This window comes from uncultured Porphyromonas sp. (assembly GCF_902489635.1).
In the GTDB taxonomy this organism is placed as follows: Bacteria; Bacteroidota; Bacteroidia; order Bacteroidales; family Porphyromonadaceae; genus Porphyromonas.
The window spans coordinates 35,780-60,302 of record NZ_CABUAN010000003.1 but is presented as its reverse complement, the minus strand read 5'-3'; the positions used below and the strand labels follow the sequence as shown (position 1 = coordinate 60,302).

The following is a 24,523-nucleotide window of genomic DNA, read 5'->3' as shown; positions in this document are numbered from 1 at the left end:
ATGGAAGGGAAAATCTTTAAGGACTCTGCCAACATCTATCAGGATCAGGCTAAAGTCCTCTACGAGTACTACAAGTCAGCTGCCGAGAGGATAGTCTCCGAGGAGAAGGCTATCGAGGCGCAGATAGCAGATGCCAAGTTTCAGACGGAGAAGTATGAAGCAGATAGAGAGAAGGCCAAGAGGGAGCGCACCATCGGCTGGATACTCTGCTGGACTATCGTCGGGCTCGTCTTTGCCCTCATGAGAAATGCCCGCGTAAATCAGCTGACCCAGCAGATCGATCAGGAGGCGGCTCGAATAAATGGGCTCCAAGAGCAGCACAAGGGCATCTTTAGAGACTATCGTGTGACCAAGATGGGGGTCGCTTACGTACCCGTGGCAAAGAGAGTCGCTTACAACGACAAGAGCTTTATCGTAGACCAGGGAGGCGTGGCTCGCAGTGAGAAGTTTACCCTACAAGTGGTCAAGCAGGCTGACACACTCAACGATGCCGTCTCAACCCTCAAGGACCTCACCGAGACAGCGCCTATCGTAGAGACCTCAAAAGAGCCTGAGACGATCGACACAGGAGCCTTCTCACGCTCTATACAGAAGGTCAACTTCAATGACTACTTCGGTCGCCTTGATCGTACGCTGCGTACTATCACTTACAGCCTCAGCAATGTAGAGGAGTACAATGTCGATCTACCCGTAGTCTTCCCCGACACACCATATGCCAACTTCCTCAAGGAGCATGCGACCACACACGCCTCTGGGGCTCCCGTCTTCAAGGTCTTCGACACGCACCTTTATGACGACGAGATCGATCGCTTCACTGAGCTCAACGAGGTGCGCAAGTCGCTCTCTGATCAGTCTGGCGAGATGGACAAGGTGCTCCGAGGCCTCATGGTAAACCTCGCCGACACAGTACAGTCGACTGCCTCCAAGAGGGTTCTATCTGCAGGTAGCCTCGTGGACTACTCCAATAGGATACTCTTCAACATACTGAAGGCACCTTACAATTTCTACTCGCCCGTACTAGAGGCTAACGAGATAGAGCGTATACAAAACGAGACCTTTGACTACGAGACCGTCGACTACAACTACCGACCATTTAACCTTAGAGATAGCTCTAAGGTCAAGCTGGACATACGCTCCATGAGTTGGGTCGCTGAGGATGGTAGTCGTACGAACGTCCCCTTTGGCATTAGCCAGATACAGTCCGAGATCATCGCTCCTATCGTGACCAATCTACTTAAGGACACCAGAAAGGATCGTCTCGCTATCTATAATCAGATCAAAGACCAGAAGCTAAGCTACCTAACCAAGTGGCACCAGGATACCGAAGACTTCTACGGCAGAAACCGTGCAGAGGCTGCAGACGTCATCAACCTCATGCACAGTACGCTCTCTAAGTACAGCCGTGACTACAACACTCTCGCCTCGTACAAAGAGACAGAGGCTAGCATGAGAAAGTCTCGCAGCCTAGAGTCTGCCGTCACTGAGGAAAAAGATCGAACCGAAGAGGTGCTCGCAGGATACAAGGTACAGGCAGAGCAGATACAAGCAGCACAAAAGGCCTTCTCCGAGTACATGGATCGTCTGCAAGACGAGATCTCCGAGAGAGCAGACAAGTTTGGTCGTGTAGAGTACTACGATGCTTCTCTAAGAGACCAAAAGGCTAGAGATAGTGCTGTGGCTAAGGAAAACGTCAAGAACCTAGAGCAGCGCAGGCAGTCTCTAGCCTCGGTAGATCCACTCCTAGCACAGGAGGCTAAGTTGCCACCACAACCCAGTGTCGATGCCCTCGCATACGAGGTGGCTGGCATAGACCTCAACGCTATTGCCAAGGAGGCACTCCGTCAGGCCGACACCACGCAGGCTCCCGCCATACCGACGCAAGAGGAAGCCACCTCTGCTGAAGCGACTGGCGAAGCTCCCGAGATTCCTGCCGTACCTCCTGTCTGGACATCATCAGACTCCGATACATCAGAGGAGCTAGAAGATGACGATGAGGACGTCGATGACGAAGATCTCGATGATGAGGACGTCGATGATGAGGACGTCGATGATGAGGATCTCGACGACGAAGACGACGAGGACTATGATGACGAGGATCTCGACGAGAGTGATCCAGATGCTGAGCCTCTAAACTAACACCCTAAAGAGAATCCGTATGTCTGATTTTAATTTTACAGTTGACACAAGCCCCATGGCGAATGCCATTGACGGGGTTTCCAAGGGCGTGAGCGTTACGACAGGGGCTGTGGTTGCCATGAAGGCTGCCGTCTTGGATGCCGAGGAGAAAGCGAGTGATCAAGTCTGCAACCAACTCAACGAGGGCTTCTACTCCCTGATGCATGCCCAGATCTCTCAAAAGATTGCTGAGCTCAAGAGCTCCGTCGAGACTGAGCTCTGGGAGCTCGTGCAGTATGCTCAGTCTCTACAAGCCATACAGGCTCGTATGACGACTGACTACAACCTCATCTCTAGACGATATATCAAGCTCTTTAGCAGTATCAATAACAACCTCCATGCGAGGATTGCAGAGCTTGATGTACCAGTCTTTTCGCTTGTCGAGCGAGATGCCAAGTTAATGGACAATCGCGCCTACCTAAACTCAGCACAGATCTCGACCAATCAGCTAGAGTCTATCCTAACCTCGCAGACACTACTGGCCTCTAGGGTAAAAGAGAATGCGGAGCAAACGCTCCACGCCATCTCGCGTTATGTCAGAGAGACAGCTCTAGAGGCGCAAAAGTCTGAAGCCTCGATGGATCGCACTAAGGTGGAGTCCGTCGAGGAGCTACTCATCCCTATATCTATCGTAGAGTCTACGACAGCTATCGGAGAGCCGGCTATCAACTACTACGTGGCAAAGAGTGACAACGAATCTATCGACAGAAAAATAGACAGCTCCGTACACGACCACTCTATCAATGCCGTCCTGCATGGCTCGTGGTCAGAGGGTGATCCGAGCGAACGAGAGCGAGTAGACACCGAGTTTAGACAGCTGCTTGCAGATAGAGACGAGGATCCTCGTGTCAAGGAGGAGATTAGCAAGATGTTTCAGCGTGCACAGTCTATCCAACAGTTAGATTCAGAAGGTTATGAGTTATAGGAAGACCTATACTGGACGGGTTCACTACTCGGGCACCGTATCATACCCTAGTAGTGAAAGTGGCGGAACTAAGTCTTACTCCGGCTCAGTGCCTATCACCATCTCCATTGATGTGGATACGGACGAGTTTGACCAGAGCGTATCCTATTGCCGCGATAGGGTCGATGCACTCACCGCCTCTGTCGCTGCGACAGAAGCAGCACATGTCTTAGCAAAGGAAAAGTCAGCCACCAAGATCTCAAACAGCATCGTCAAGAACTTCTTTGACTATCTCGGTGGAGACCTCTCCCTACGTCTTCAGGAGCTGCAGGCGTCTTGTGAGTCGCTCATGATGCAGCTCGTAAGCTATAAGGATAGCTGCGCATCCAAGCAGACGCAGATGGAGACCGACTACAGACGTATCTCCGAGAGATATGCCAAGATCTTTGCGGATCTCAATCACGAGCTAGAGTCGAGAATCAAAACTTTAGACAAGGCCGCTATGCTCTTTGCCGAAGATGCCGAAGCGGTTGTCGACCGAAGTGTAGCGACTGAGACACTAGGCATAGCGACCATATCGGCCGAGGAGAATCGTCGTCTTGAGGCGACACTGACCTCATCGCATCTCAAGCAGGCAACCCAAGAGATGACTTACCGAGTGAGGGAGTACCTAGAGCGTACCTACACCCTCACAAGCAAGCTCAGCAATATGCTCGAGGAGAGAGGGGAAAACGAGGAGATTATGCTCCCCATACTCTATCTAGAGGGCAGCACCCCCCAGAGCAATGCCGAGAGCAAGCTCATCTACGCTCAGGAGGGCATGGCACAGAGCGAGCAGCTAGACGCACAGCTACGCTCACAGTTCCTCGATAACAGTCTCGAGTGGACCGAGCTACCAGAGGAGACCCAGACTAGGCTCCTCTCCTTTATCAATAGCTCTATACAAAGCTCAGACAGCATGGATGATCGGGTAGCTAAGACTATCCTGCATCTAGCAAAAAACCAATCCATACAGACCCTACAAACCATCTAGCCTTATGAAAGAACTAAAGGAGATACAATTCAATACAGACAACGTAGTCCTTGACACAAACCGAGTCCTAGACTCCATACTACCTAAGAACGTGAACGAACTCACACGTGATATAACCATCCGCAAGGACACCGTCGCCGATGGAGCCGTCTACGGGCACAAGATAAGCATCGACAGTGGAGATGTCACCATACGTGGAGCACTCTTTGCCCATCTAGAGTTGCACATCGGGAGTGGTGCCAAGGGCGTCATCAAGTTTGAGAAGGCTGTCGGAGCTATTGGATCCGTTGTTTCGCACGCTAGAGACTGCAAAGTGATGATGCTCTCAGACGTCAATGCTAAGGAGGTACGACTAACCAATGCTTTCGTCGGAGGCAGCATCTTTGCCGATGAGATCTCACTGGTCAACTGTGTGGTCATCGGAGGTGTCTTTGCTACCAAGGAGCTATCCGTAGAGAGCTCCGTCATGGGCACCTTCAATGCTCCTCGTGTCTCTATGGAGGGTGCCTGCGCACTCTTGCTGCCCAGTGCCTTCTCGCTAGAGCCCATCATCTACAATCCTGAGACGACTACGCTAGCTAACCTAGCCCTGGCAGATCTAGGCGCACTCTACAGAGGCCTCCCCCCCACGGCAAATACTGGACGTATCATGATGAACCTCAGTAGCGATGAGACCAAGAGTACGCTAACGTCTGAGGAGAGTCAGCTCACCGTCAGGAGCTACACCGTCATCGGGCGCGTGCTAGCGGCTGATCTCATAGACTGGGAGAAGATGCAAAACCACTTCCTCCTGACCGCCGCTAGCCTCAATACGAAGCTACTAGACGTCTACGACTTAGGACTTGACGCTTCTGGTAAAAAAGCCGAGCTGACACCCGAGCGCATCTATGACTTCTTTATGGATCTGATGCGAGGCAAGATAACCGTTGAGGAGATAGACGGCACCTTTAGCATTAGCTCTATATCGGAACGTATGCAGCACTAGGCAAGGGGGGGAAGTCCCGCTCTCTAGATAGAGAGCCAGCACCCTCTTATAAGCACAAGGCTGTCGCACTATGGTAAGCCACTAAGTTGGCAGACTATCATGTGCGACAGCTTTTTTGTGTCCTTTGAGACTATTGCATAAAGGCGAATCGCTGTGTTGCTTTCGGGATTCGGCTTCGGTCACATACGGAGGTATGCTCCCTTCAGACCTCACCCTCAGCGCCTTGCGCTTCATCCTTTCTGCAAAGTCTGGACAATCTTGCAAGCAAAACTGTGTGACTGTTGACTTTATGCAACAGTCTCCACTTGTCTAGGAAGTAAGCTTCACTCGGCAGGGGGCAGTTGCTGAGCGATCCAGTGTGCTATCTTCGCCTCTGAGGAGATGCCGCGAGTGGCGAGAGCCTCCATGTCGATGATCTGATGCGCACGGCTGTAGATCGGCTCACGGAGACGCATCGCCTCCTCGACATGTTGCCGTAGTGCCTCGCCCGTGAGGTGCGCCACCGAGGGACGGGTACGCTTCGTCAACTCCAAGCGCTGAGCTAGCTCCTCACTGCTATAACGTAGGTACAGCACGGTGCCACTCTCTAGGAGGAGGTCCATATTGTCATGGTAGATAGGCAGCCCCCCGCCCGTGGCGATGACCGCATCGGGAAGTCCGGCGATCTCCTCTAGGATCATCCGCTCCTTCTGGCGAAAGTACTCCTCGCCATGTAGCCGGAAGAGGTCAGACACCCGCTGACGAAAGCGACTCTCGATGTAGATGTCCGTATCTACGAATTCATAGCCGAGCAGCTCCGCTAGAGCACGTCCCACGGTGCTTTTGCCAGCACTCATATAGCCTACTAAGTAGAGGGTCATCGCTTGAGCTCTGGGTAAGCAATACGTGAGTGGTAGATGGTGGCGAGCTTCTCAGCAAAGACATCCTTGATCGTTTGGATATCCCTAAAGGTCAGCGGCGTATCGTTGAGCAGTCCATCAGCGACGATTGAGTCAATGATCTTATTGACATGTGTTATGAGGGTCTCCTTACTGAGATCCTTGAGGCTACGACTGCTCGCCTCGATAGCGTCCGCCAGCATCAGGATACCCGTTTCCTTAGTATTCGGATTGGGGCCAGGATAGGTAAACTTATCCACATCAACCGTTTCGTCGGGATGTTCGTTGCAATACTGGTTGTAGAAGTACTTCGTTACGCCTCGCCCATGGTGCATACGGATAAAGTCTTGTATCGCCTGCGGGAGGTTGTGCTTTTGCGCCATGGCCAGTCCGTCGGTCACATGCTTGATGATGACCTCAGCACTCTCTGTGGGAGAGAGCTGGTCGTGCGGATTGATCGCGCCCTGATTCTCCGTAAAGTATGCCGCATTGCGCATCTTGCCTATATCGTGGTATAGTGCGCCAGCACGTACGAGGCGAGCATCAGCACCGATAGCGGTAGCCGCATCGCTCGCTAGGAGTGCCACCTGCATCGAGTGCTGGAAGGTGCCAGGAGCCTGCTCCGATAGCTGCCGTGGCAGCGGACGATTGACGTCGCTCAGCTCCACGAGCGTAATGTTCGACACATAGCCGAAGGTCCTCTCGATGAGGTAGATGAGCAGGTAGCTAAACATATTGAAGATCAGATTGAAGGAGAAGTATAGCAGATTGCTCAGATCATTACTGCCCAGTGTGCCCCCTGTCATCAGCGAGTAGCTACAGGTCATCACATTGTATATCAAGAAGATGAGGAAGGTAGCACGTATGATCTGCGCTCGTGAGGAGAGCGATCGAAGGCTAAAGACCGCCACCATACCAGCGACAAACTGTATGATGACAAACTCCAGCGGGAATGAGACATAGAGTGCGCAAATCAGCACCGTGATGAGAAAGACGTAGATCGCTGTACGAGACTCAAAGAAGGTACGCACCAGTATCGCTACCGACACAAACGGGATCGCATAGACCCACGCGCCCAATTCGTAGCGAGCGAAGATGATCGTCAGGATCGAGTAGATGAGGATCAGCAGTGAGAGGAAGAGCGTGTTTTTGTACTCCTTGACAATCTGCGGTCGGTAGTAAAAGAGGAAGAACCACAGCCCCAGCAGTAGCGAAGTTATAATCAAAAAAGTCCCCACACTCATTGGCAGCACCTGCCGCAGGGTACCCTCTCGCTGCTCCTCCGTGACGCGACGCAGTGACTGTAGGATGTCGTACTGATGAGGACTCACGATCTCACCCTTACCGATGATGCGCTCGCCCTTTTGGACCACTCCCATAGACTTAGAGAGGTTGCGCAGCTCATCGTCGATCACCTGTTGCGTCTTAGCCTCGTTAGGATAGACATTGACCTCGATATACTTGCTGGGGTCAAACTTGCGGACGATAGACTTACTCATCCCTTGGGGCAGTCTCTCAGTAGCCTGCTGGTACGCCTCCATAGGCGTTGAGAAGAGCGTTGCTGGAGTCAGACGGCTCACCTGATCGGCACTCAGTAGCTTGACCTCCAGTACATCCTCCTGCCTTAGCTTAGAGGCTATCTCCTCCTCTATGATTCCATTGCGATAGAGGTCCCTGAGGTAGTCACGGATGTAGAAGTAATAGGCATCGTCCGTCACCTCACGGCTCCACTTACTGCTCCAGTCCTCATCCCACTTGTGCAGCATCTTACTGGCCGTGATCGTGTCAATCTGATAGTAGGGCAAGATCGTCTGACGGACACTGTCGCGCTCCCGCTGTATCATCTCGTCCGACTTGTAGATTGGGAAGGTAAAAGGCGCCACCAGTAGCTCCTCACCCACCCACGGCTTACCCTCCACCACTTGATACTGAAAGGTTTCCTCGTCATGTGGCGAGAGCAGGGTGATAACCAATGCCAGAAGGATAAAGGTCAGCAGGGCATATAGGTGTGTCGTCTTGAACTGTGTCATAGTCTTGTGTGCTAATGTGGAGGAAGCTACTACCCCTCGCGACAATCTCTACCGCAAAGGTACTAAATTAGAGATTAGAGGTTAGAGACTAGAGGCTAGAGATCCGCCACTCTCCGATCCACTCCGATCACTCTGATGGCTCCGACCCACTCCGATACCCCCCGATCCACTCTGATGGCTCCGATGGCTCCGATACTCTCCGATCTCTAATCTCTAACTTCTAACCTCTAATCCCCATTTACATATCTTTACGGGGAAATTCGTCCGATTTCCTCCTTTCTCGAATATCCACGTGGAAAATCTCAAATCTCCACGTGGATATTTTTTATTTTCCACGTGGGCGTCATTCATTTCCTCCGAAGTTTCATTTCATTCCTCCGAAGTTTCATTTCATTCCTCGGAGGAATTTTTTATTCTCCACGTGGGGATTTCGAAATATCCACGTGGAAATCACTTTTCCCCGACGCGGCGTCATTTTGATATGTAGTCAGTTCTAAATTATTGTAATGAGCCAGTCCTGATAGGAGCTGTCGGAGCGATCGGAGCCATCAGAGCGATCGGAGTGCTAGTGCCACTCGTGCCTCTAGCCAACAGCTAATGTCTAATCTCTTTTTTCCGTACCTTTGTGGCGATAAGACGAGGCTCGGTAGCTTAGCTGAATAGAGCGTCAGATTCCGGTTCTGAAGGTCGTGGGTTTGAATCCCACCCGAGTCACTTAACACAACAGCTATACAAATGAGAAGGGAGACACTCACCATTGGAGCGTCTCCCTTCTTTATAGATAGACCGTAGGTCTGGCCTTGCTCTACCTGGCAACTAGGACGGACATAGGCTGGTCGCCTACGACTAGGATGTACAGCCCGCTAGGGATGGAGCCGAGTGCTAGCGTGGCGGAGCCTTGGCAGTCGGTCTGATCCGTCAGGACGAGCACTCCCGTAGTATCGTATAGGAGTATTGTAGCTTCGCCAGCTCCACCTCGCACGAGTAGATAGTCTGTGACAGGGTTGGGGTAAATCTCTAGAGCTGGCGTTGTGACGTGCTCGATGCGATCTGCCTTCTGGAAGGTCACCTGGACTATCGTTGCTTGCTTGACGACAAAGCTCTTGCTTTCGGTGCAGTCTACCTCATTGACAAGTATCTGCGCGAGCTTGTATCCCTCATCTGGGGATGCAACGACTGTAAGCGTGGTCCCCACGGGGACTGCCTTTAGGTCTGAGTAGCCTGTGATAGAGGCTGTACCGCCAGTGCCGATCTTGAGGTCTACCATATAGGTTGATGGGCTGGGATCAGCTCCAGGGTAGTCCTCGTTGGTCTCTGAGAGGACGACTCGCCACCCCCGTTGCGTCGCAATGGCTACGTCGCTCTTGAGACAGATGTTGCCATCTTCGGCTATCTTGTCTAGAGACTTATGCACCTGCCAGATGCCAGGCTGTGTGTTGCTCCTATCAGGGAGACTCTCAGCGAGAGCTTTCATGGCATCGCCTTTGATTTGATTACTAGCACAGGCTAGGAGTGAGAGCTTGGGGCAGTGCGAGAGGTCTAGGGTGGTCAATTTATTGGATGAGCAGGTTAGTATCGTGAGGTCCTGGCAGTTCTCTAGTGAGATAGCTGTGAGATCATTACCCCAGCAAGCGAGCTGCGTGATGCGCCCACGTATGGTAATAGTCTGGCTAGTGAGGGTGTACTTGATATAGGATCCATCAAAAGGTACTCCATCGACCCCCTCGACGGTGAAGTCGTCCTCAGCCTTGATCATTAGAGAGATCTTCTGACCTATGGGGCGACTGGTGGTAAGGGTGATGGTGGCTTGCTTAGCTTGGGGCGACTCCTTGCCTTCGTACTCATCTTTCGACATAGCGAAGCCCACCTTCCAGTTCTTAGCCTTAGCAATAGCTACGTCTGTATCGTAGCACACATTGCCATCAAAGTCTATCTCGTCTCTAGAGAAGTAGAGGGTCATCTCACCCTGCTTGAGTCCCGTGCGATCGGGTAGGCTCTTCATGAGCTGAGTCATAGCCTCGCCTTTGATTTGATTGCTAGAGCAGTCGAGTGTGCTGAGGCTGGAACACTCTACGAGCTCTAGTCTCTCTATCTTGTTGGTGTGACAGCTCAGTGAGGTGAGTTTAGGGCACTTGTAGAGGGAGAGGTATACGAGGTTGTTGCTATAGCAGGAGAGCTGCGTCAGATTAGGGCAGCTGATGAGGTCCAGCTCTTGTAGCTTGGAGCTACTACATCCGAGAGAGGTGATGTCACCTCGTATGGTGACAACTTTGTCTAGGAGCGTGTAGGTCGCTTTCTCCCCGATAGTGGGCTCCTCTATGACACCTTCTATGGTGACATCGCCGACAGCCCGGATGGTCAGCGATATCTCCTCAACGCCCTCACTGGGGGTAATCATGATGACACCCGTAGCTAGTCCAGAGTAGTCTGTCTGAGAGGATACAGCACGCACGAGCCAGTTCTTGCCCCGAGCTATGGCTACATCGCTGGGGAGGCATATATTGCCATCTTCGTCCATCTTGGTCTCATCAAAGTGCACTCCAAACATCCCTGCAGGCTCCATACCTGTACGATCTGGGAGAGCCTGCACGAGCTGAGTCATGGCCTGCTTGCGTATCTGATTCTTGTAGCAAGAGAGTGTCTGCAGTCCCGTACATGCAGAGACGTCTAGTGAGGATAGCTGGTTGCCTCCACAGTTGATCCAGGTAAGGGTGGCCGTCTGTGGCAGCTCGAGCTGCGTGAGCTGATTGTCAAAGCAGTCTAGACGCTCTAGAGCCTTGGCGGTGGTAAGGTTGAGAGCCTTGAGTTTGTTCTTAGCGCAGTTGATCTTCTTGAGCTTTTGGAGCGGTGCTAAGTCTATAGAGGCAAGTTGATTTTGCTCTATATCTATGAGTTGCAGTTGTGGAGTCTGAGAGAAGTCTAGCGACTCAATCTTATTGATGTAGCAGATCAAAGAGTCAAGGCTAGGAGCATGCGAGAGGTCTAGAGCTGTGACTTCATTATTGAAACAGACAAGCGTCCGTAGCGTAGGGCAGTCTGCCAGCTGGAGAGCTGAGAGGTTGTTACTACTACACTGTAGCTTGGTGATCTCTCCTTGTATAGTGACCTGCTGGCTAGTGAGGGTGTAGTTCTGATACTTACCTAGCACAGGTGTCTCTTTGACTCCCGCTATCTGGACGGCACCAGGCGCCTCGATGATTAGTCCTATCTTGCTCCCGATCTGGCGACTCGTGGTGAGCGTGATGGATCCATTGAGCGGGGCTTCTTCGCCTTCGTAAGCCGGATCGTTTAAGTCTTGATCAGCATAGGATACGGCCCAGTTCTTGCTGGTCGCAAGAGCTACGTCACTCTTAAGGCATACATTGCCATCTTGAGGTCGCTGGGTAGGGTTAAAGTGTACCTTAAACTTGCCCTTGGTACTTTTCTGCGAGCGGTCAGCGAGACTCTTGATAAGCTGGGTCATCGCTTTGCCTCGTATCTTATTATTGTAGCAGACGAGATTGTCCAGTGCAGGACTCTGTGAGAGGTCTAGCTCAGTGAGTAGGTTGTCACTGCAATTGAGACTTCTGAGCTTGGTGCAGTGAGACATGTCTAGCTTGGCGAGCTGATTTTTAGAGCAATCGATAGCAGAGAGGAGAGAGCCCTGAGGAATAACTATCTCGGAGAGCTGGTTGTCTTGGCAGCGGATGGCTGAGACTCCAGGACAGGAGGTTAAGTCTAGCTTGGTGAGCTTATTGCCGTAGCAGTTGAACCATTTGAGCTTCTTGAGGGGAGTGAGATCCAGCTCGGTAAGCTGATTGTTGTAGCAATTGAAGTTCGTCAGCTTGACACAGGCGGTGAAGTCCAGCTCGGGAATTTGGTTATCTCCGAGGAAGAAGCTCTCGAGCGTAGGACACTGGATTAACTCGACCTTAGTGATCTGACTCTTGCCACAGTCAAAACTCTTGATAGATCCTCTCAGTACGATAGTCTGACTAGTGAGTGTGTACTTCACTTTCTTATTACCGATCTGGGGGGTCTCCTTGACACCCTCGATGGTTATGTCTTTGAGCTTAGGATTTTCAGCTATGAGCTTCATGTCAATGGTTTCACCGACAGCGCGTGCCGTGGTGAGCTTGATGAGACAGCCCTGAGACTGTCTGAGTGCTGTGGTAGCAGCATCTGCTGGAGCCTGTGCAATCCCCTTGGCGGGAAGAGCCAGCAGTCCCCAGAGCAGTAGCCCGAGCATGAGTAGCGGGGCGATAAGAGTACGTTTCATATCAACTTGTTTTTACTGTATGTAGACGAATCTAGCGGGAGAGGAGCTAGCTACTGATGGTAAAGCCATCATCGTTGTCCTCTCCTCATTTTAACATCCAAAGGTATCTCAAAGATGCTAGGCACGACTAGCTTTTTTATACCCAGTTATTAGTATTCTGACATCTCGATTTAGCAATTTAGGTAGCCGCCAAAGACTTGAACACCCACACTCACTGCAAGGTGTGACGCGAAGGCATTTATCATTGCGATCCTACACAGTTGCTCCAAGAGCGCAAAAAGTACTACCTTTGTGCTATAGCTATATAATAAAGAGAGAACAGAATCAGTATGGAACGAGTCGTCAGCGGTATACGACCTACCGGTCATCTACATATAGGCAACTACTACGGAGCTATGCGTAGCTTCTTAGAGATGCAGGAGCAGTATGATTGCTACTTCTTTATCGCTGACTGGCACTCGCTGACCACGCATCCACACCCGGGGGACATCGTGCAGGATACAGACACAATCCTCGCGGAGTACCTAGCTTGTGGGCTTGATCCCAGCAAGGTGGTTCTCTACCGTCAGAGCGATGTGCCTGAGGTGCTGGAGCTATACCTTTACTTGAACATGAATGCCTACCTGGGTGAGCTACAGCGCACCACCACCTTTAAGGAGAAAGCGCGTAAGCAACCGGACAATGTCAATGCCGGTCTGCTCACCTACCCGACGCTCATGGCGGCTGACATCTTACTGCAGCGTGCCGTCAAGGTGCCTGTGGGCAAGGATCAAGAGCAAAACATGGAGATGGCGCGTCGCTTCGCCCGCCGCTTTAATACGATCTACGGCGTGGAGTACTTCACAGAGCCTGCCTCGTGGACCGCTATGTCTAAGCCGATCAAGGTGCCGGGACTCGACGGCTCCGGCAAGATGGGCAAGAGTGAGGGCAATGCGATCTATCTCTACGAAGATGACAAGGCGATCACGAAGAAGGTGATGCGCGCTGTCACAGATGCCGGTCCTACGGAGCCAAACAGCAAGCCCTCGGAGCCGGTGGAGAACCTTTTTACCATTATGGATCTGGTCTCCACGCCTGAGACGGTAGCACACTTTCGCCAGGCCTATGCGGACTGCTCCATACGCTACGGCGATCTGAAGAAGCAGCTAGCAGCTGACCTGCTTACTGCGATAGCACCCATCCGAGAGCGCATCCTAGAGCTCTCTAGCGACAAGGAGCAGCTACACCGAGTAGCTACCGAAGGTGCTATGAAGGCACGTGAGAGTGCTCGCAAGACCATCGAGGAGGTCAGAGAGATCATTGGATTTGCTCCGACACTCCGATAACTAACTACGAACAACTATCGACTAATAAATAACTACTTATAGACTAGATATGGACAGCAACAATAACCAACCCACCCCACTCATCGTAAGAGGCACCGTCATACGCGTTCTCCCCGTACAGGAGGGTGTCAGCAAGGCTGGCAAAGATTGGCGCAAGGGTGCTTTTGTCATTGAGACTGAGTCGCAGTACCCACGCACCATCTGCTTCAACATTTGGAATAATCGTATCGACGAGTATGCACTCACTGAGGGTGACTTCGTCGAGGTGCGCTTTGACGTAGAGAGCCGTGAGTATATGGAGCGCTGGTACACAGACGTGACCGCTTACAGCGTCTCCAAGGTAGACAAGACTGCAGCTGCTGCGCCTGAGGCTGACCCCTTTGCAGGCAAAGCTCCCTACGTAGAGGGCGGTGCAGCATCAGCTCCTAGCACGGGCTTCGCTTCGCAAGCTCCTGAGGCTGGGGCACAAAACCAGTTTGGCGGATCTTTTGACCCAGCCGCTGGTGACAACGCTGACGACCTACCTTTCTAAGAGCTATCTCTGCATCGTATGCGCACGACACTCCTCGTAGTGGGTGAGACCTCTTCGCCAGAGCTACACCGTCTCATCGAGGAGTATCGGCAGCGTATCGGTGGGTATATACCCTTCGACATTGAGGTCTTGCCCGACCCTAAGCGGCGCAAGCAGCAAGCCTCCATAGCAAATCAGCAACAGGCGACCTGCGAGGCTATCGCCTCGGTGATCACACCGAGTGATCTGGTGGTCCTGCTGGATGAGCGTGGCAAGGAGTACACGAGCCGTCAGTGGGCGGAGCAGTTGCAACGCTATATGAATAGCGGTGCTAAGCGTCTACTCCTGGTGGTGGGCGGGCCCTATGGCTTTACGTCTGAGTTTAAACAGCACTACGGGCAGCAGGCTTGGTCGCTCAGTCGCTTGACACTGACGCATGAGATGGTGCGTCTCTTTGCCGTCGAGCAGATCTACCGTGCCTGCACGATACTGCGGGGAGAGCCTTACCATCACGACTAATTAGAGTCCCAATCACATGATACCATTCTTTGAAGAGGCCGACGTCGCGGTCACGATCTGTGACCGTGAGGGGCGCATTATAGAGATGAACGAGCAGTCGCGTCAGGTCAATCTTAAGCCAGGGCAAAGCTTGATCGGCAAGAATGTCCTCGACTGCCACCCAGAGCCGGCACGCTCGCTACTCGCTGACATGATGGCACACCAGACGAAGCATGTCTACACCATCACAAAGGGCGACAAGAAGAAGCTCATTTACCAGATCCCGTGGTACGAAAATGGCGAGTACGCTGGCTTTATGGAGCTGTCGATGATCATCCCCCACGAGATGGCACACTATGTACGTCAGGTGCCACCGGAGAAAAAGGCTTAGCCATGTCTCGTAGAGATCGCCTCAAGCTTTACTTCCTCCTCATCTGGTGGATCGCCCTCAACGTGTGGGTCTGGATCCTACAGCGTGCCCCCTTTGACTGGCTACGTGTCGGCTCCAGTGTCGGCACGCTTGTGGTGATTGCACTCCTCGCCTGGATATGGCATAGGAACTACCGCACCGAGCAGGAGCGTCGTGCTCTAGAGCACTCTGAGGACGAAGAGAAGTAACCATCGCCACAGCTCTCCTATTATATATATGTCTCGTAAGCTCACACCGATACGTTGTACGCCCCAATACTATCACAAGATATGGGGTGGAGGTCGTCTTGCCCCTACGGGAGGCGACAAGCAAATCGGCGAGGTGTGGCTACTCTCAGCTCTCGCAGGGCAGGAGACACCCACAGAGGGTGCCGACTATGAGGGGGCTTCGCTAGATGCTTTGGTATCTCGCTATGGCGATCGCTTACTAGGACCAGGACAGACGGCACGATGTGGTGGAGCTTTCCCCTTATTGGTCAAGCTGCTAGACGCAGCGACAGATCTCTCTGTACAGGTACACCCATCGCCAGAGGAGGGAGGCAAAGATGAGATCTGGTACTTCTTAGAGACGGAGCCGACGAGCCGCATCTGTCTCGGACTGACCGAGCCGATGACGGCCGACGCCTTGCGCTCCGCCATCGAGCGTGGTGATCTGATGCGCTACCTGCACTGGGAACCTGTGAGATCAGGAGAAGCTATCGCCCTACCGGCTGGTACGATCCACGCACTAGGGGCTGGCTCGATGCTGATTGAGGTGCAGGACACAAGCGACACGACCTATCGTCTCTACGACTACGATCGAGTAGACGACGAGGGTACCAAGCGAACGCTACACATCGAGGAGGCACTCCACAGTGCGACACTAGAGCCGCATAAGCTAGACGCTCGCCAATTGCCCTTAGGTACGCCACGCTTCGTCTGTCACGAGGTGATAGCCACACCAAACTCATCTCAGCTCATCACAACCGAAGGGACGAGCTGTGCGATCCTTGTCGGTATCTCTGGGATCTTGGTACTAAGCGGTGAAGACACAGAGCCGTGGCAACTAGCTTCCCACGAAGCGCTACTGCTCCCCGCCGAGACGCTCCCGATGCAGGTGGCACCTGGCGAGGGCAAAGCTTTGATGATAACCTTAACGCCTGCAGAGTGATGATACAGATCGATGACAAGGTGGTGAGCTTTGAGATCCTTGAGGAGTGCTTCGCCTGCGACTACGCTGTATGCCGTGGCGCTTGCTGCGTGCATGGCGATGCGGGTCCTCCTGCCACAGAGCGTGAGTGCCAGAGCTATCAGCGTCACCTCTCGCTCCTTGAGCCGCACCTAGCCCCCGAGGCCTGTGAGCTGATCCATCATCAGGGCGTGAGCTACACGGACATAACTGGCGAGCGAGTACTCTCTATAGTGAACGGCGAGAACTGCGCCTTCACACTCCACCCCACACTCCCCGAAGGGGTGCGCTGCGCCATCGAGTGGTACGCCTCGACCCATCCCGAGGTTCAGCTAGAAAAGCCGATCAGCTGTCGTCTCTACCCGATCCGGGTGCGTCAGTTCAAGTACTTCTCGTCACTACACTACGACCGCTGGGACATCTGTCAGGCGGCTGTGGAGCGAGGCCGTAAGCTCGGCATCAAGGTCTACCAATTCGTGCGTGAGCCGCTGATAGCCGCCTTCGGGGCACACTTTTACGATCAGCTCGTTGAGGCGGACAAGCTACTCCAAGAGGCGCGGCGCAAAGAGGCGGAAGCAGAGCGACGCGCCAAGCGCTGATTGACTCCTGAGGTACGCTGTCGCATAGCTCATGAAAAGAAAGAATCATCTCTACCGTAGCTGCTTGCTACTCCTCGTTGGCTGTCTGCTAGCGTATGGACTCTCGGAGCTACTCGTCGCTGTCGGCCCTATCACGGGCTACCACTTCAAGGGATTCAACCCGCTGAGTGACCTCCTTGACACGACAGCAAACCAGTCTTCGGAAACGCTCTCCATACCCCTAGACGAATCAGACAACCCTCTTGATCCGAAAGAAGCTTTGGAGGGCTCCACTGGCGCAATAGGAGACTCGGCCAGTCGTGCGCAAGCTGCGGTCGACACGCTTCCTCCGCTAGAACTCTCCAGCCGTCTGATGGATTACTCCGAGGGGCAGAGTGCATTGCGTCGCTTGCGTGCAGCGCTACGGGAGGGGCACTCGCGGGCAGTACATATCGCTTTCGTCGGTGACTCCTTTATAGAGGGTGACATCTTGGTGGCACCTTTTCGTCAGGCACTCCAGCAGACTTATGGCGGGCAAGGCGTGGGATACGTACCGCTCACCTCGCCTGTGGCTCGCTTTAGGCAGAGCATCCAGCAGCGCTTCGAGGGCGCTTGGCAGGAAACCTCAGCCAATAAGAGTAAGTCTCGCTCTCTCTTTACACTGGCCGAAACCTTTGCCACAGCTACCGCTGCCGCCTCCACAAGCTACAAGCTAAAGAGTGCCGCCGACCGCGTGACGCTCCACTACGTGAGCGACTCAATCCCCGTGACGATCAGTTACGGCATCAATGGTGGCGAACGTCAGCGTGCCGAGCTACCCGCTAGCCACGGAGCAATGGCCGAGTACACCCTGCCTCAGAGTGGAGTCAAGCGGGTTGAGATAGCCACCGAGGGAGGCGATGGCACACGCTTCTACGGCGTCTGCTTCGATGGTGTAACGGGCGTCGCCGTGGACAACTTCAGTCTCCGTGGCTCCTCTGGCGCAAAGCTTAATGCTGTCTCCTCAGCTCTGACGGCACAGCTCTCACGCTTCCGTCCCTACGACCTGATCATCCTCTCCTATGGACTTAATGTGGTGAGTGCTGAGGATAATAACGACAGTTACGACTGGTACTACACTGCCATGGCTAAGAGCATCGAGCATATCCAGCAGCTCTACCCGCACGCCACCATCCTACTCATGTCGCTCTCCGACCGCGCCACGCTACGTGATGGCGAGATTCATCCGCTCAATGGGGTGGCTCGTGTGCTGCGTCTGCAGCACCGCTTGGCGCAGCGCTACGGGCTTCTCTTCTGGAATACGCATGAAGCGATGGCTTCGCTCGGTGGTATCAAAGGCTTTGTGGACAAAGGATGGGCAGCAAAAGACTACACCCATATCTCTATGGCGGGTGGGCGGCAGCTCGCTAAGTTACTCACAGCAGATCTGATCGGCGATGTGGAGTAGCAGGTTGATACGGATCAGTTGTGCCGTGATAGGGAGCCTACTTCTTATGGCGCAGACGCTTATGGCACAGCGGGTGCCACAGCTCGTAGCCCCCGACGGTTACCTCGATAAGTTTTGGTCCGCTTGTGACGAGGCTAGAGCGACTGGTCAGACTGTCTCGATCATCCATCTAGGCGACTCACACATACAGGCGGGACACTTCACCATGCCGATCCGTCAATCCTTTACACAGCGTTGGGGCGACGGTGGAATGGGTTGGGTAGGGCCTTTTCGCTTGTTGGGGACCAATCCGCCTATCCACACGGTGATACGAGCCTCCTCAGCTGGCACGTCGGGCGTTAAGATCACTCAGAGAGACTACGATCGGGAGAGTCCTACCGGCATGGTGCTACAGACGAGGCCGAGTGGTGCCGTCACCTACACCTTGCAATGTGGTGGCGGGCAAACCTTCGACCGCATCGTCATCTACCGTAAACGGGGAACGCAACCTTTCACCTTGTCTGGCGGCAACTCCAGCGAGATCGCGCACGACACTTTGACCACCGAGCAGATCGTCACCGACACGCTCCTCGTGGGTCGTTACGTAAGCTCGGCACAGGTGACCGCTCCTGCCTCGTCCGTCTGGTATGGTGCTAGTTTAGAGCGCAGTAGCGGCGGCGCACTCGTCCACACGATCGGCTACAACGGCGCTACCTACTACACTTACAGCAAGGGGAGCTTCACCAGTTCTGTTGCTACTCTGCGTCCTCGGCTGATCATCCTTTCGCTGGGCACCAATGAGTCGCTCGCACGGCAGTTCGATCGCAACAACTTTGGCGCGGAGGTCGCTCGACTAGTACACAGGCTCCAAGCGAACAACCCCGACTGCGCCATCGTCCTCACCTCGCCTCTCGCCAACTATCAGAAGATCCGCACAGCTCACAAAAGTCGTCGTGGCAAGCGTAGGCGTCGTCGCACCGTTTACCGCACCAGTTACCGCGCTAATGCCAACTGCCAGCTCATAGCCGATGAGCTACAGCAGCAAGCTCGGGAGCTGGGGTGTGGCTACATCGACCTCTTCGCCCACTTCGGTGGAGCGGCGGGTGGTCCGCAGTTGCTCTCTAGGGGCATCCTCTCAGGTGACCGCGTTCACCTCACAGCTGCTGGCTATAATAAGGTAGGCGAGGCGATTGCCACAGCCCTTCAAGACGACTATAAGCAGTGGTGCCAACGCTCCTCCCACGTCACCCCTCAAGCCTCCGAAGACTAACCTCCGTATGCTCACCCCCTATCTCTCACGAGCTGCCGAGCTACTCACCTACGATAGCTCCGCGCCGATGCTCTTCAATAGTGGACTCTTTCTGGTCCTCTTCCTGCTCTTCCTGCCGCTCTACTACCTGCTGCGTAGGCACACGTTGGCACGGATCATCTATGTAGTCTGCTTCTCGCTCTTCTTCTACTACAAGAGCAGCGGCTACTACGCTATGATCCTCATCATGACCGCCACGGTCGACTTCATCATCGGGCACCTCATAGCAGCTGCCCCAGAGCGCAAAGTCAAGCGCCGCTGGCTCACCCTCTCCCTCTGCTTCAACCTCGGAATGCTCGGGTACTTTAAGTATACCAACTTCCTTCTAGAGTTCTTCACCCCGCTCGTGCAGTGGATCGGTGGACTAGTCGGACTCTCCGAAATAAGCACGACACAGCTAGGTCCGCTCGACATCTTTCTCCCCGTCGGCATCTCCTTCTTCACCTTCCAGTCGCTCAGCTACGTCATCGACATCTACCGAGGCGAGATACGTCCGCTGAGACGCTGGGTGGACTACCTCTTTTACGTCTCCTTCTTTCCTCAGCTCGTCGCGGGGCCTATCGTACGTGCCAAAGACTTTATCCCGCAGATCTACAAGCCCGTATGGGTCACCAAAAAGGAGTTTGGCGAGGGACTCTTCCTGATCCTCTCGGGACTCATCAAGAAAGCGATCATCTCCGACTATATCTCGCTCAACTTTGTGGATCGTGTCTTCGATGCCCCTACCCTTTACAGTGGCTTCGAAAATCTTATGGCTATCTACGGCTACGCACTCCAGATCTACTGCGACTTCTCTGGATACTCCGATATGGCTATCGGCATCGCCCTGTGGCTCGGCTTTCGCTTCAACATCAACTTCGACTCGCCCTACCGCTCCGCTACCATCACCGAGTTCTGGCGACGCTGGCACATCTCTCTCTCCTCCTGGCTGCGAGACTACCTCTACATACCGCTCGGGGGAAGTCGTCGTGGTCGGCTACGTACCTACCTTAACCTTCTGATCACGATGCTCCTCGGCGGGCTATGGCACGGAGCTAGCCTGCGCTTCATCCTCTGGGGTGGTATGCACGGCGTCGCACTTGCCCTGCATAAGCTCTATATGCAGATCTGCCCGTGGGCACGCCCCGACGGAGCCTCTATGGGACGGTTCAGACGCTACCTAGGGATGTTCATCACCTTCCACTTCGTCTGCTTCGCGTGGATCTTCTTCCGTATGCCGACGATGGAGGGCATCGGGCAAATGTTTGAGATGATACGGTACGAGTTCCACCCCGAGATCATCCCGCAGTTCCTCGAAGGCTACTGGCTCGTTGTGACGTTGATCGTGTTAGGCTTCGTGGCTCACTTCGTCCCGCAACGCGCCTTTCGTCCCCTCGAGCGTAGCATCAGCCGCATGCCGCTCGTCGGTCAGGCACTGCTCTTCGCCCTCGTCGTGCTGCTCGTCGTCCAGTTCCAGAGCAGTGGTGTGCAGCCCTTTATCTACTTCCAGTTCTAGCGACTGGCCTTTGGCCTTTGGCTCTTGGCTGTTAGCTAGAGACACTAGTGCCACTAGGGACACTAGCACTCCGATAGCTCTGATAGCTCCGATCACCCTAGCCAACAACTAACAGCCAAAGGCTAATAGCTAACAGCCAATCTCTTTTTTCCGTACCTTTGAGAAACGCTACCGCAGTGAGACGGTGGCGGGCTCTTATAGCACAAACACTTAACCCAATATATAGTATGTCTTACCCAATCATGACTGCCGAAGAGGCAGCGAGATTAGTTCACGATGGCGATCAGGTAGGCTTTAGTGGCTTTACGCCTGCTGGTTGTCCTAAGGTAGTGCCACAAGCCATAGCTCATTACGCCGAAGAGGAGCACGCAGCAGGAAGACCCTTCCGCATAAGCGTCTTCACGGGAGCATCGACAGGCGACCGCCTCGACGGAGCTTTGGCACGTGCTCACGCGATCAAGTTTAGAGCACCCTATCAGTCCAACAAAGACCTACGTGCCGAGATCAATAGTGGTGAGGTCGCTTACTGCGACATGCACCTCTCGCAGCTGGCGCAGGAGCTGCGTGCTGGCTTCTTTGGCAAGATCGACGTAGCTATCGTCGAGGCTGCTGAGCTAACGGAAGATGGTCAGCTGGTACCCACCACGGGCGTTGGTATCCTACCCACCATCTGCCGCCTTGCCGACCGGATCATCGTCGAGATCAATGACCGTCACCCCGCCAAGATACGTGGTCTCCATGACATCGCAGAGCCTCTTGACCCACCCGCACGTCGCGAGCTACCTATCTACAAGCCCTCTGACCGTGTCGGCAAGCCTTACCTACAGCTCGACCCGAAGAAGGTCGTAGCGGTCGTCAAGACCAGCGAGCCAAACGATGACGGAGGCTTTGCACCGCTTGATGAGGTGACGCAGGCGATTGGGGACAATGTCACGAAGTTCCTCGAGGAGGAGATCCGCACGGGTCGCATCCCTCGTGAGTTCCTCCCACTGCAGAGTGGCGTAGGCAATATCGCCAATGCGGTTCTAGCCTCCGTAGGCAAGAGTCCTAAGATTCCACCTTTTGAGGTTTACACCGAGGTGATCCAGGATGCCGTCATTGGGCTGATGAAGGAGGGACGCGTTAAGTTTGCCTCGGGCTGCTCGCTCTCAGTCAGTCGTAACGTCATCCTAGACATTTATCAGAACTGGGACTTCTTCAAGGACAAGCTACTCTTGCGCCCGGAGGAGTACTCCAACAACCCAGGCATCGTACGCCGCCTCGGGGTCATCACCATGAATACCGCTCTCGAGGCGGACATCTATGGTAACATCAACTCGACGCACGTCCTGGGCACTAAGATGATGAACGGTATCGGTGGCTCGGGCGACTTCACCCGCAATGGTTACATCTCTATCTTCACCACGCCCTCGACCGCTAAGGGCGGCGCCATCAGCGCTATCGTACCGATGGTGAGCCACGTGGATCACACCGAGCACTCGGTCAAGGTACTCATCACCGAGTATGGTATCGCCGACCTCCGAGGGCTCTCTCCACGACAGCGTGCGGAGCGCATCATAGAGAACTGCGCCCATCCCGACTACCGTCCGCTGCTACGCGCTTATCTAGCTCAGGCTTCGGAGGGACAGACACCCGTTTGTCTGGAGAAAGCCTTCGCCTTCCACAAAGCCCTGGCAGAGTCAAAGGATATGCGCCAAGCTAAACTTTAATCTATAAAAGCAACCGCTCCTCGCCACTACCTTATAGTAAGTGACGGGGAGCGATCACAACCCACAAGAGCTGACACGCTTATGTCTTACATACTCAATCTAGGGGGCCGTGCCTTCGACCTGTCGGAGCCTGTCGTGATGGGCATCCTCAATGTGACGCCCGACTCCTTCTATGCGGGTAGTCGCAAGCAGACCGCCGAGGCGATCGCTGAGCGCACCCGCGAGATCGTCCAGGAGGGAGGACGCATCATCGACATTGGCGCATGCTCGACACGTCCGGGAGGCGAACTGGTCGATGGCGAGGAGGAGCTACGCCGACTGCGCCACGCACTAGAGATCATCCGTGCCGAAGTGTCCGACCTGCCTATCTCGGTAGATACTTACCGCGCTGACGTGGCGAAGGCGTGCGTCGAGGAGTATGGCGTGGAGATCATCAACGACATATCGGGCGGTCAGGCCGATGCGAAGATGTACAGCACCGTGGGGGAGCTGGGCGTCGCCTACATACTGATGCACCTAGAGCACAATGTCGAGGGGATGCATCAGGTGGTAGACTACAAGCCCTCGGTCGAGGTGTGCGTAGCGGACTACTTCCGACGTCGTCTCGAGCAGCTTCACGACTGTGGTGTCAAGGATGTAATCCTCGACCCCGGCTATGGCTTTAGCAAAAGCATGGACGACCACTACCGCCTGCTGACGCATCAGCGGGAGGCGCTACAAGAATTTGCCGAGCCCGTGCTGGTCGGCTTCTCGCGCAAGCGTATGGTGCAGACAGTCATCGGAGCCGATGCCATGCACTCAGGCGATGCGACCAATGTGCTACATACTTACGCTCTGATGGAGGGCATCGCACAGATCATCCGCACCCACGATGTGCGTCTCGCTGTCGAAGCGATCAAGGTGACCGACATGATTCGCAAGCACCTCCCCGACGCTACGGGGGCGAGTAGCTACACCCACTGGCAGAGACCGCTAGAAATCCATTAACTATCACGCTTAGAGACTTAGGACTGTGACGCTAGACTGGTTATCCTTTACGCTTGTCGACCTCTTTGACATTATCCTCTCGGCACTCCTCTTCTACTATGTCTATCGGACACTGAGGGCGACCGCCTCGAGAGCGCTGATCTTAGGTATCTTCACCTTTATCCTCGTGTGGGTCATCGTCTCCAAGTGGGCCGGTATGATCCTCTTGGGGGGTATCCTTGACGAGCTGGTCGGCACGGGTATGCTCATTCTGGTGATCATCTTTCAGGAGGAGATAAGACGCTTCTTGATCACGCTGGGCAGTACCCACCGATGGCGCTTCTTACGAAAGGTCTTCAAGGGGGATGATCAGAGTGCCCAGGAGGAGCAGCGCTGTGTCGCAGCACTCGTCCTAGCTTGTATGAATATGGCGCGCAAGAAGGTGGGTGCCCTCATCGCTATCCAAGCCAAGCAGGAGCTCACCGCCTACCTCCACACAGGAGAAGTCTTTAAGGCAGATGTCAATGCCCGCCTGATCGAAAACATATTCTTCAAAAACAGCCCGCTCCACGATGGTGCCATGATTATCGTCGATAACGACATACGAGCTGCTGGCTGTATCCTCCCCGTCTCCAACGACCCCACCCTCTCGAAAGACTTAGGCCTACGTCACCGCAGTGCCTTAGGACTCTCGCAGGCTACGGACTGTCTCGTCATCGTCATCAGCGAGGAGCGTGGCAAGATCTCTCTGGCACAAAACGGGGTCATCGACGTCGACGTCGACATCGACACACTGCGCCAGCGACTAGATGCCATCTACGCCAGCTAGCCCAGACATACATATAT

At 54.0% G+C, this 24,523-nt stretch carries 20 protein-coding genes and 1 tRNA gene; 18 read left to right on the top strand and 3 right to left on the bottom strand.

Annotation, left to right across the window (positions count from 1 at the left end):
• The 4 genes from RDM37_RS01210 to RDM37_RS01195 are packed head-to-tail and all read left to right on the top strand — an operon-like array spanning position 1 to position 5,097.
• Entirely contained in the window at positions 1-2,136 is a 2,136-nt protein-coding gene (locus tag RDM37_RS01210) for a hypothetical protein (protein WP_308554466.1), read from the top strand.
• Between the two features lie 19 nt (positions 2,137-2,155).
• Complete coding sequence (locus tag RDM37_RS01205) at positions 2,156-3,100, top strand: hypothetical protein (RefSeq protein ID WP_308554464.1); 945 nt, start codon at positions 2,156-2,158, stop codon at positions 3,098-3,100.
• Positions 3,090-4,112, top strand: a complete 1,023-nt coding sequence (locus RDM37_RS01200) for a hypothetical protein (RefSeq protein WP_308554462.1) — start codon at positions 3,090-3,092, stop codon at positions 4,110-4,112. Before RDM37_RS01205 ends, RDM37_RS01200 begins: the two co-directional genes overlap by 11 nt.
• A gap of 4 nt (positions 4,113-4,116) precedes the next feature.
• Positions 4,117-5,097 carry a hypothetical protein gene (locus RDM37_RS01195; protein ID WP_308554460.1) on the top strand — a complete coding sequence of 327 codons (981 nt, stop codon included), beginning with the start codon at positions 4,117-4,119 and terminating at the stop codon, positions 5,095-5,097.
• 323 nt (positions 5,098-5,420) lie between these two features.
• Here the strand turns inward: RDM37_RS01195 and RDM37_RS01190 are convergent, their stop codons facing one another.
• Positions 5,421-5,957: a shikimate kinase gene (locus RDM37_RS01190; RefSeq protein ID WP_298886031.1), complete on the bottom strand. Its 537-nt coding sequence runs from the start codon at positions 5,955-5,957 to the stop codon at positions 5,421-5,423.
• A complete protein-coding gene (locus tag RDM37_RS01185; protein WP_308554458.1) occupies positions 5,954-8,005 on the bottom strand; it encodes an HDIG domain-containing metalloprotein in 2,052 nt (683 codons plus the stop codon). Before RDM37_RS01185 ends, RDM37_RS01190 begins: the two co-directional genes overlap by 4 nt.
• 640 nt (positions 8,006-8,645) lie before the next feature.
• Between RDM37_RS01185 and RDM37_RS01180 the strand changes: the two genes are divergently transcribed.
• Positions 8,646-8,719 (top strand) — tRNA-Arg (locus tag RDM37_RS01180).
• A gap of 91 nt (positions 8,720-8,810) precedes the next feature.
• On the opposite strand, the gene RDM37_RS01175 is transcribed toward RDM37_RS01180, so the two are convergent.
• Positions 8,811-12,263: a T9SS type A sorting domain-containing protein gene (locus tag RDM37_RS01175; protein WP_308554456.1), complete on the bottom strand. Its 3,453-nt coding sequence runs from the start codon at positions 12,261-12,263 to the stop codon at positions 8,811-8,813.
• Between the two features lie 329 nt (positions 12,264-12,592).
• Here RDM37_RS01175 and trpS point away from each other — a divergent pair, with 329 nt between their 5' ends.
• The 13 genes from trpS (at position 12,593) to cdaA (ending at position 24,506) form a co-directional block, all read left to right on the top strand.
• Entirely contained in the window at positions 12,593-13,588 is a 996-nt protein-coding gene (trpS, locus tag RDM37_RS01170; RefSeq protein ID WP_308554454.1) for a tryptophan--tRNA ligase, read from the top strand.
• 49 nt (positions 13,589-13,637) lie between these two features.
• The gene (locus RDM37_RS01165; protein WP_308554452.1) at positions 13,638-14,120 is read left to right on the top strand and encodes a DUF3127 domain-containing protein; all 483 of its coding nucleotides are present in this window, start codon (positions 13,638-13,640) and stop codon (positions 14,118-14,120) included.
• 18 nt (positions 14,121-14,138) lie between these two features.
• Positions 14,139-14,618 (top strand): 23S rRNA (pseudouridine(1915)-N(3))-methyltransferase RlmH, encoded by a 480-nt coding sequence (locus tag RDM37_RS01160; RefSeq protein ID WP_308554450.1) that lies wholly within the window; start codon positions 14,139-14,141, stop codon positions 14,616-14,618.
• Between the two features lie 16 nt (positions 14,619-14,634).
• The gene (locus RDM37_RS01155; RefSeq protein WP_273475009.1) at positions 14,635-14,988 is read left to right on the top strand and encodes a PAS domain-containing protein; all 354 of its coding nucleotides are present in this window, start codon (positions 14,635-14,637) and stop codon (positions 14,986-14,988) included.
• A 2-nt stretch (positions 14,989-14,990) separates the two neighbouring features.
• Positions 14,991-15,215 (top strand): hypothetical protein, encoded by a 225-nt coding sequence (locus RDM37_RS01150; protein ID WP_308554447.1) that lies wholly within the window; start codon positions 14,991-14,993, stop codon positions 15,213-15,215.
• A 28-nt stretch (positions 15,216-15,243) separates the two neighbouring features.
• Positions 15,244-16,176, top strand: coding sequence for a type I phosphomannose isomerase catalytic subunit (locus tag RDM37_RS01145; protein ID WP_308554446.1), 933 nt, complete (start codon positions 15,244-15,246; stop codon positions 16,174-16,176).
• Positions 16,176-16,793, top strand: a complete 618-nt coding sequence (locus RDM37_RS01140) for a DUF3109 family protein (protein ID WP_308554444.1) — start codon at positions 16,176-16,178, stop codon at positions 16,791-16,793. The genes RDM37_RS01145 and RDM37_RS01140 overlap by 1 nt, the downstream gene beginning before the upstream one ends.
• Before the next feature lie 31 nt (positions 16,794-16,824).
• Complete coding sequence (locus RDM37_RS01135; protein ID WP_308554443.1) at positions 16,825-18,219, top strand: hypothetical protein; 1,395 nt, start codon at positions 16,825-16,827, stop codon at positions 18,217-18,219.
• A 46-nt stretch (positions 18,220-18,265) separates the two neighbouring features.
• A complete protein-coding gene (locus RDM37_RS01130) occupies positions 18,266-19,468 on the top strand; it encodes a GDSL-type esterase/lipase family protein (protein ID WP_308554441.1) in 1,203 nt (400 codons plus the stop codon).
• A 7-nt stretch (positions 19,469-19,475) separates the two neighbouring features.
• Positions 19,476-21,002, top strand: coding sequence for an MBOAT family protein (locus tag RDM37_RS01125; protein WP_308554439.1), 1,527 nt, complete (start codon positions 19,476-19,478; stop codon positions 21,000-21,002).
• A gap of 227 nt (positions 21,003-21,229) precedes the next feature.
• Positions 21,230-22,711: an acetyl-CoA hydrolase/transferase family protein gene (locus RDM37_RS01120; RefSeq protein ID WP_299369528.1), complete on the top strand. Its 1,482-nt coding sequence runs from the start codon at positions 21,230-21,232 to the stop codon at positions 22,709-22,711.
• An 81-nt stretch (positions 22,712-22,792) separates the two neighbouring features.
• Positions 22,793-23,698 carry a dihydropteroate synthase gene (gene folP, locus RDM37_RS01115; protein ID WP_308554437.1) on the top strand — a complete coding sequence of 302 codons (906 nt, stop codon included), beginning with the start codon at positions 22,793-22,795 and terminating at the stop codon, positions 23,696-23,698.
• A 25-nt stretch (positions 23,699-23,723) separates the two neighbouring features.
• Positions 23,724-24,506 carry a diadenylate cyclase CdaA gene (gene cdaA / locus RDM37_RS01110; RefSeq protein WP_308554435.1) on the top strand — a complete coding sequence of 261 codons (783 nt, stop codon included), beginning with the start codon at positions 23,724-23,726 and terminating at the stop codon, positions 24,504-24,506.
• Positions 24,507-24,523 lie beyond the last annotated feature (17 nt).

Bases quoted from the DNA above. Each gene is read 5' to 3' on its own strand.
- RDM37_RS01210 (WP_308554466.1), top strand. From the start codon at position 1: ATGGAAGGGAAAATCTTTAAGGACTCTGCCAACATCTATCAGGATCAG.
- RDM37_RS01205 (WP_308554464.1), top strand. From the start codon at position 2,156: ATGTCTGATTTTAATTTTACAGTTGACACAAGCCCCATGGCGAATGCC.
- RDM37_RS01200 (WP_308554462.1), top strand. From the start codon at position 3,090: ATGAGTTATAGGAAGACCTATACTGGACGGGTTCACTACTCGGGCACC.
- RDM37_RS01195 (WP_308554460.1), top strand. From the start codon at position 4,117: ATGAAAGAACTAAAGGAGATACAATTCAATACAGACAACGTAGTCCTT.
- RDM37_RS01190 (WP_298886031.1), bottom strand. From the start codon at position 5,957: ATGACCCTCTACTTAGTAGGCTATATGAGTGCTGGCAAAAGCACCGTG.
- RDM37_RS01185 (WP_308554458.1), bottom strand. From the start codon at position 8,005: ATGACACAGTTCAAGACGACACACCTATATGCCCTGCTGACCTTTATC.
- RDM37_RS01175 (WP_308554456.1), bottom strand. From the start codon at position 12,263: ATGAAACGTACTCTTATCGCCCCGCTACTCATGCTCGGGCTACTGCTC.
- trpS (WP_308554454.1), top strand. From the start codon at position 12,593: ATGGAACGAGTCGTCAGCGGTATACGACCTACCGGTCATCTACATATA.
- RDM37_RS01165 (WP_308554452.1), top strand. From the start codon at position 13,638: ATGGACAGCAACAATAACCAACCCACCCCACTCATCGTAAGAGGCACC.
- RDM37_RS01160 (WP_308554450.1), top strand. From the start codon at position 14,139: ATGCGCACGACACTCCTCGTAGTGGGTGAGACCTCTTCGCCAGAGCTA.
- RDM37_RS01155 (WP_273475009.1), top strand. From the start codon at position 14,635: ATGATACCATTCTTTGAAGAGGCCGACGTCGCGGTCACGATCTGTGAC.
- RDM37_RS01150 (WP_308554447.1), top strand. From the start codon at position 14,991: ATGTCTCGTAGAGATCGCCTCAAGCTTTACTTCCTCCTCATCTGGTGG.
- RDM37_RS01145 (WP_308554446.1), top strand. From the start codon at position 15,244: ATGTCTCGTAAGCTCACACCGATACGTTGTACGCCCCAATACTATCAC.
- RDM37_RS01140 (WP_308554444.1), top strand. From the start codon at position 16,176: ATGATACAGATCGATGACAAGGTGGTGAGCTTTGAGATCCTTGAGGAG.
- RDM37_RS01135 (WP_308554443.1), top strand. From the start codon at position 16,825: ATGAAAAGAAAGAATCATCTCTACCGTAGCTGCTTGCTACTCCTCGTT.
- RDM37_RS01130 (WP_308554441.1), top strand. From the start codon at position 18,266: ATGGCGCAGACGCTTATGGCACAGCGGGTGCCACAGCTCGTAGCCCCC.
- RDM37_RS01125 (WP_308554439.1), top strand. From the start codon at position 19,476: ATGCTCACCCCCTATCTCTCACGAGCTGCCGAGCTACTCACCTACGAT.
- RDM37_RS01120 (WP_299369528.1), top strand. From the start codon at position 21,230: ATGTCTTACCCAATCATGACTGCCGAAGAGGCAGCGAGATTAGTTCAC.
- folP (WP_308554437.1), top strand. From the start codon at position 22,793: ATGTCTTACATACTCAATCTAGGGGGCCGTGCCTTCGACCTGTCGGAG.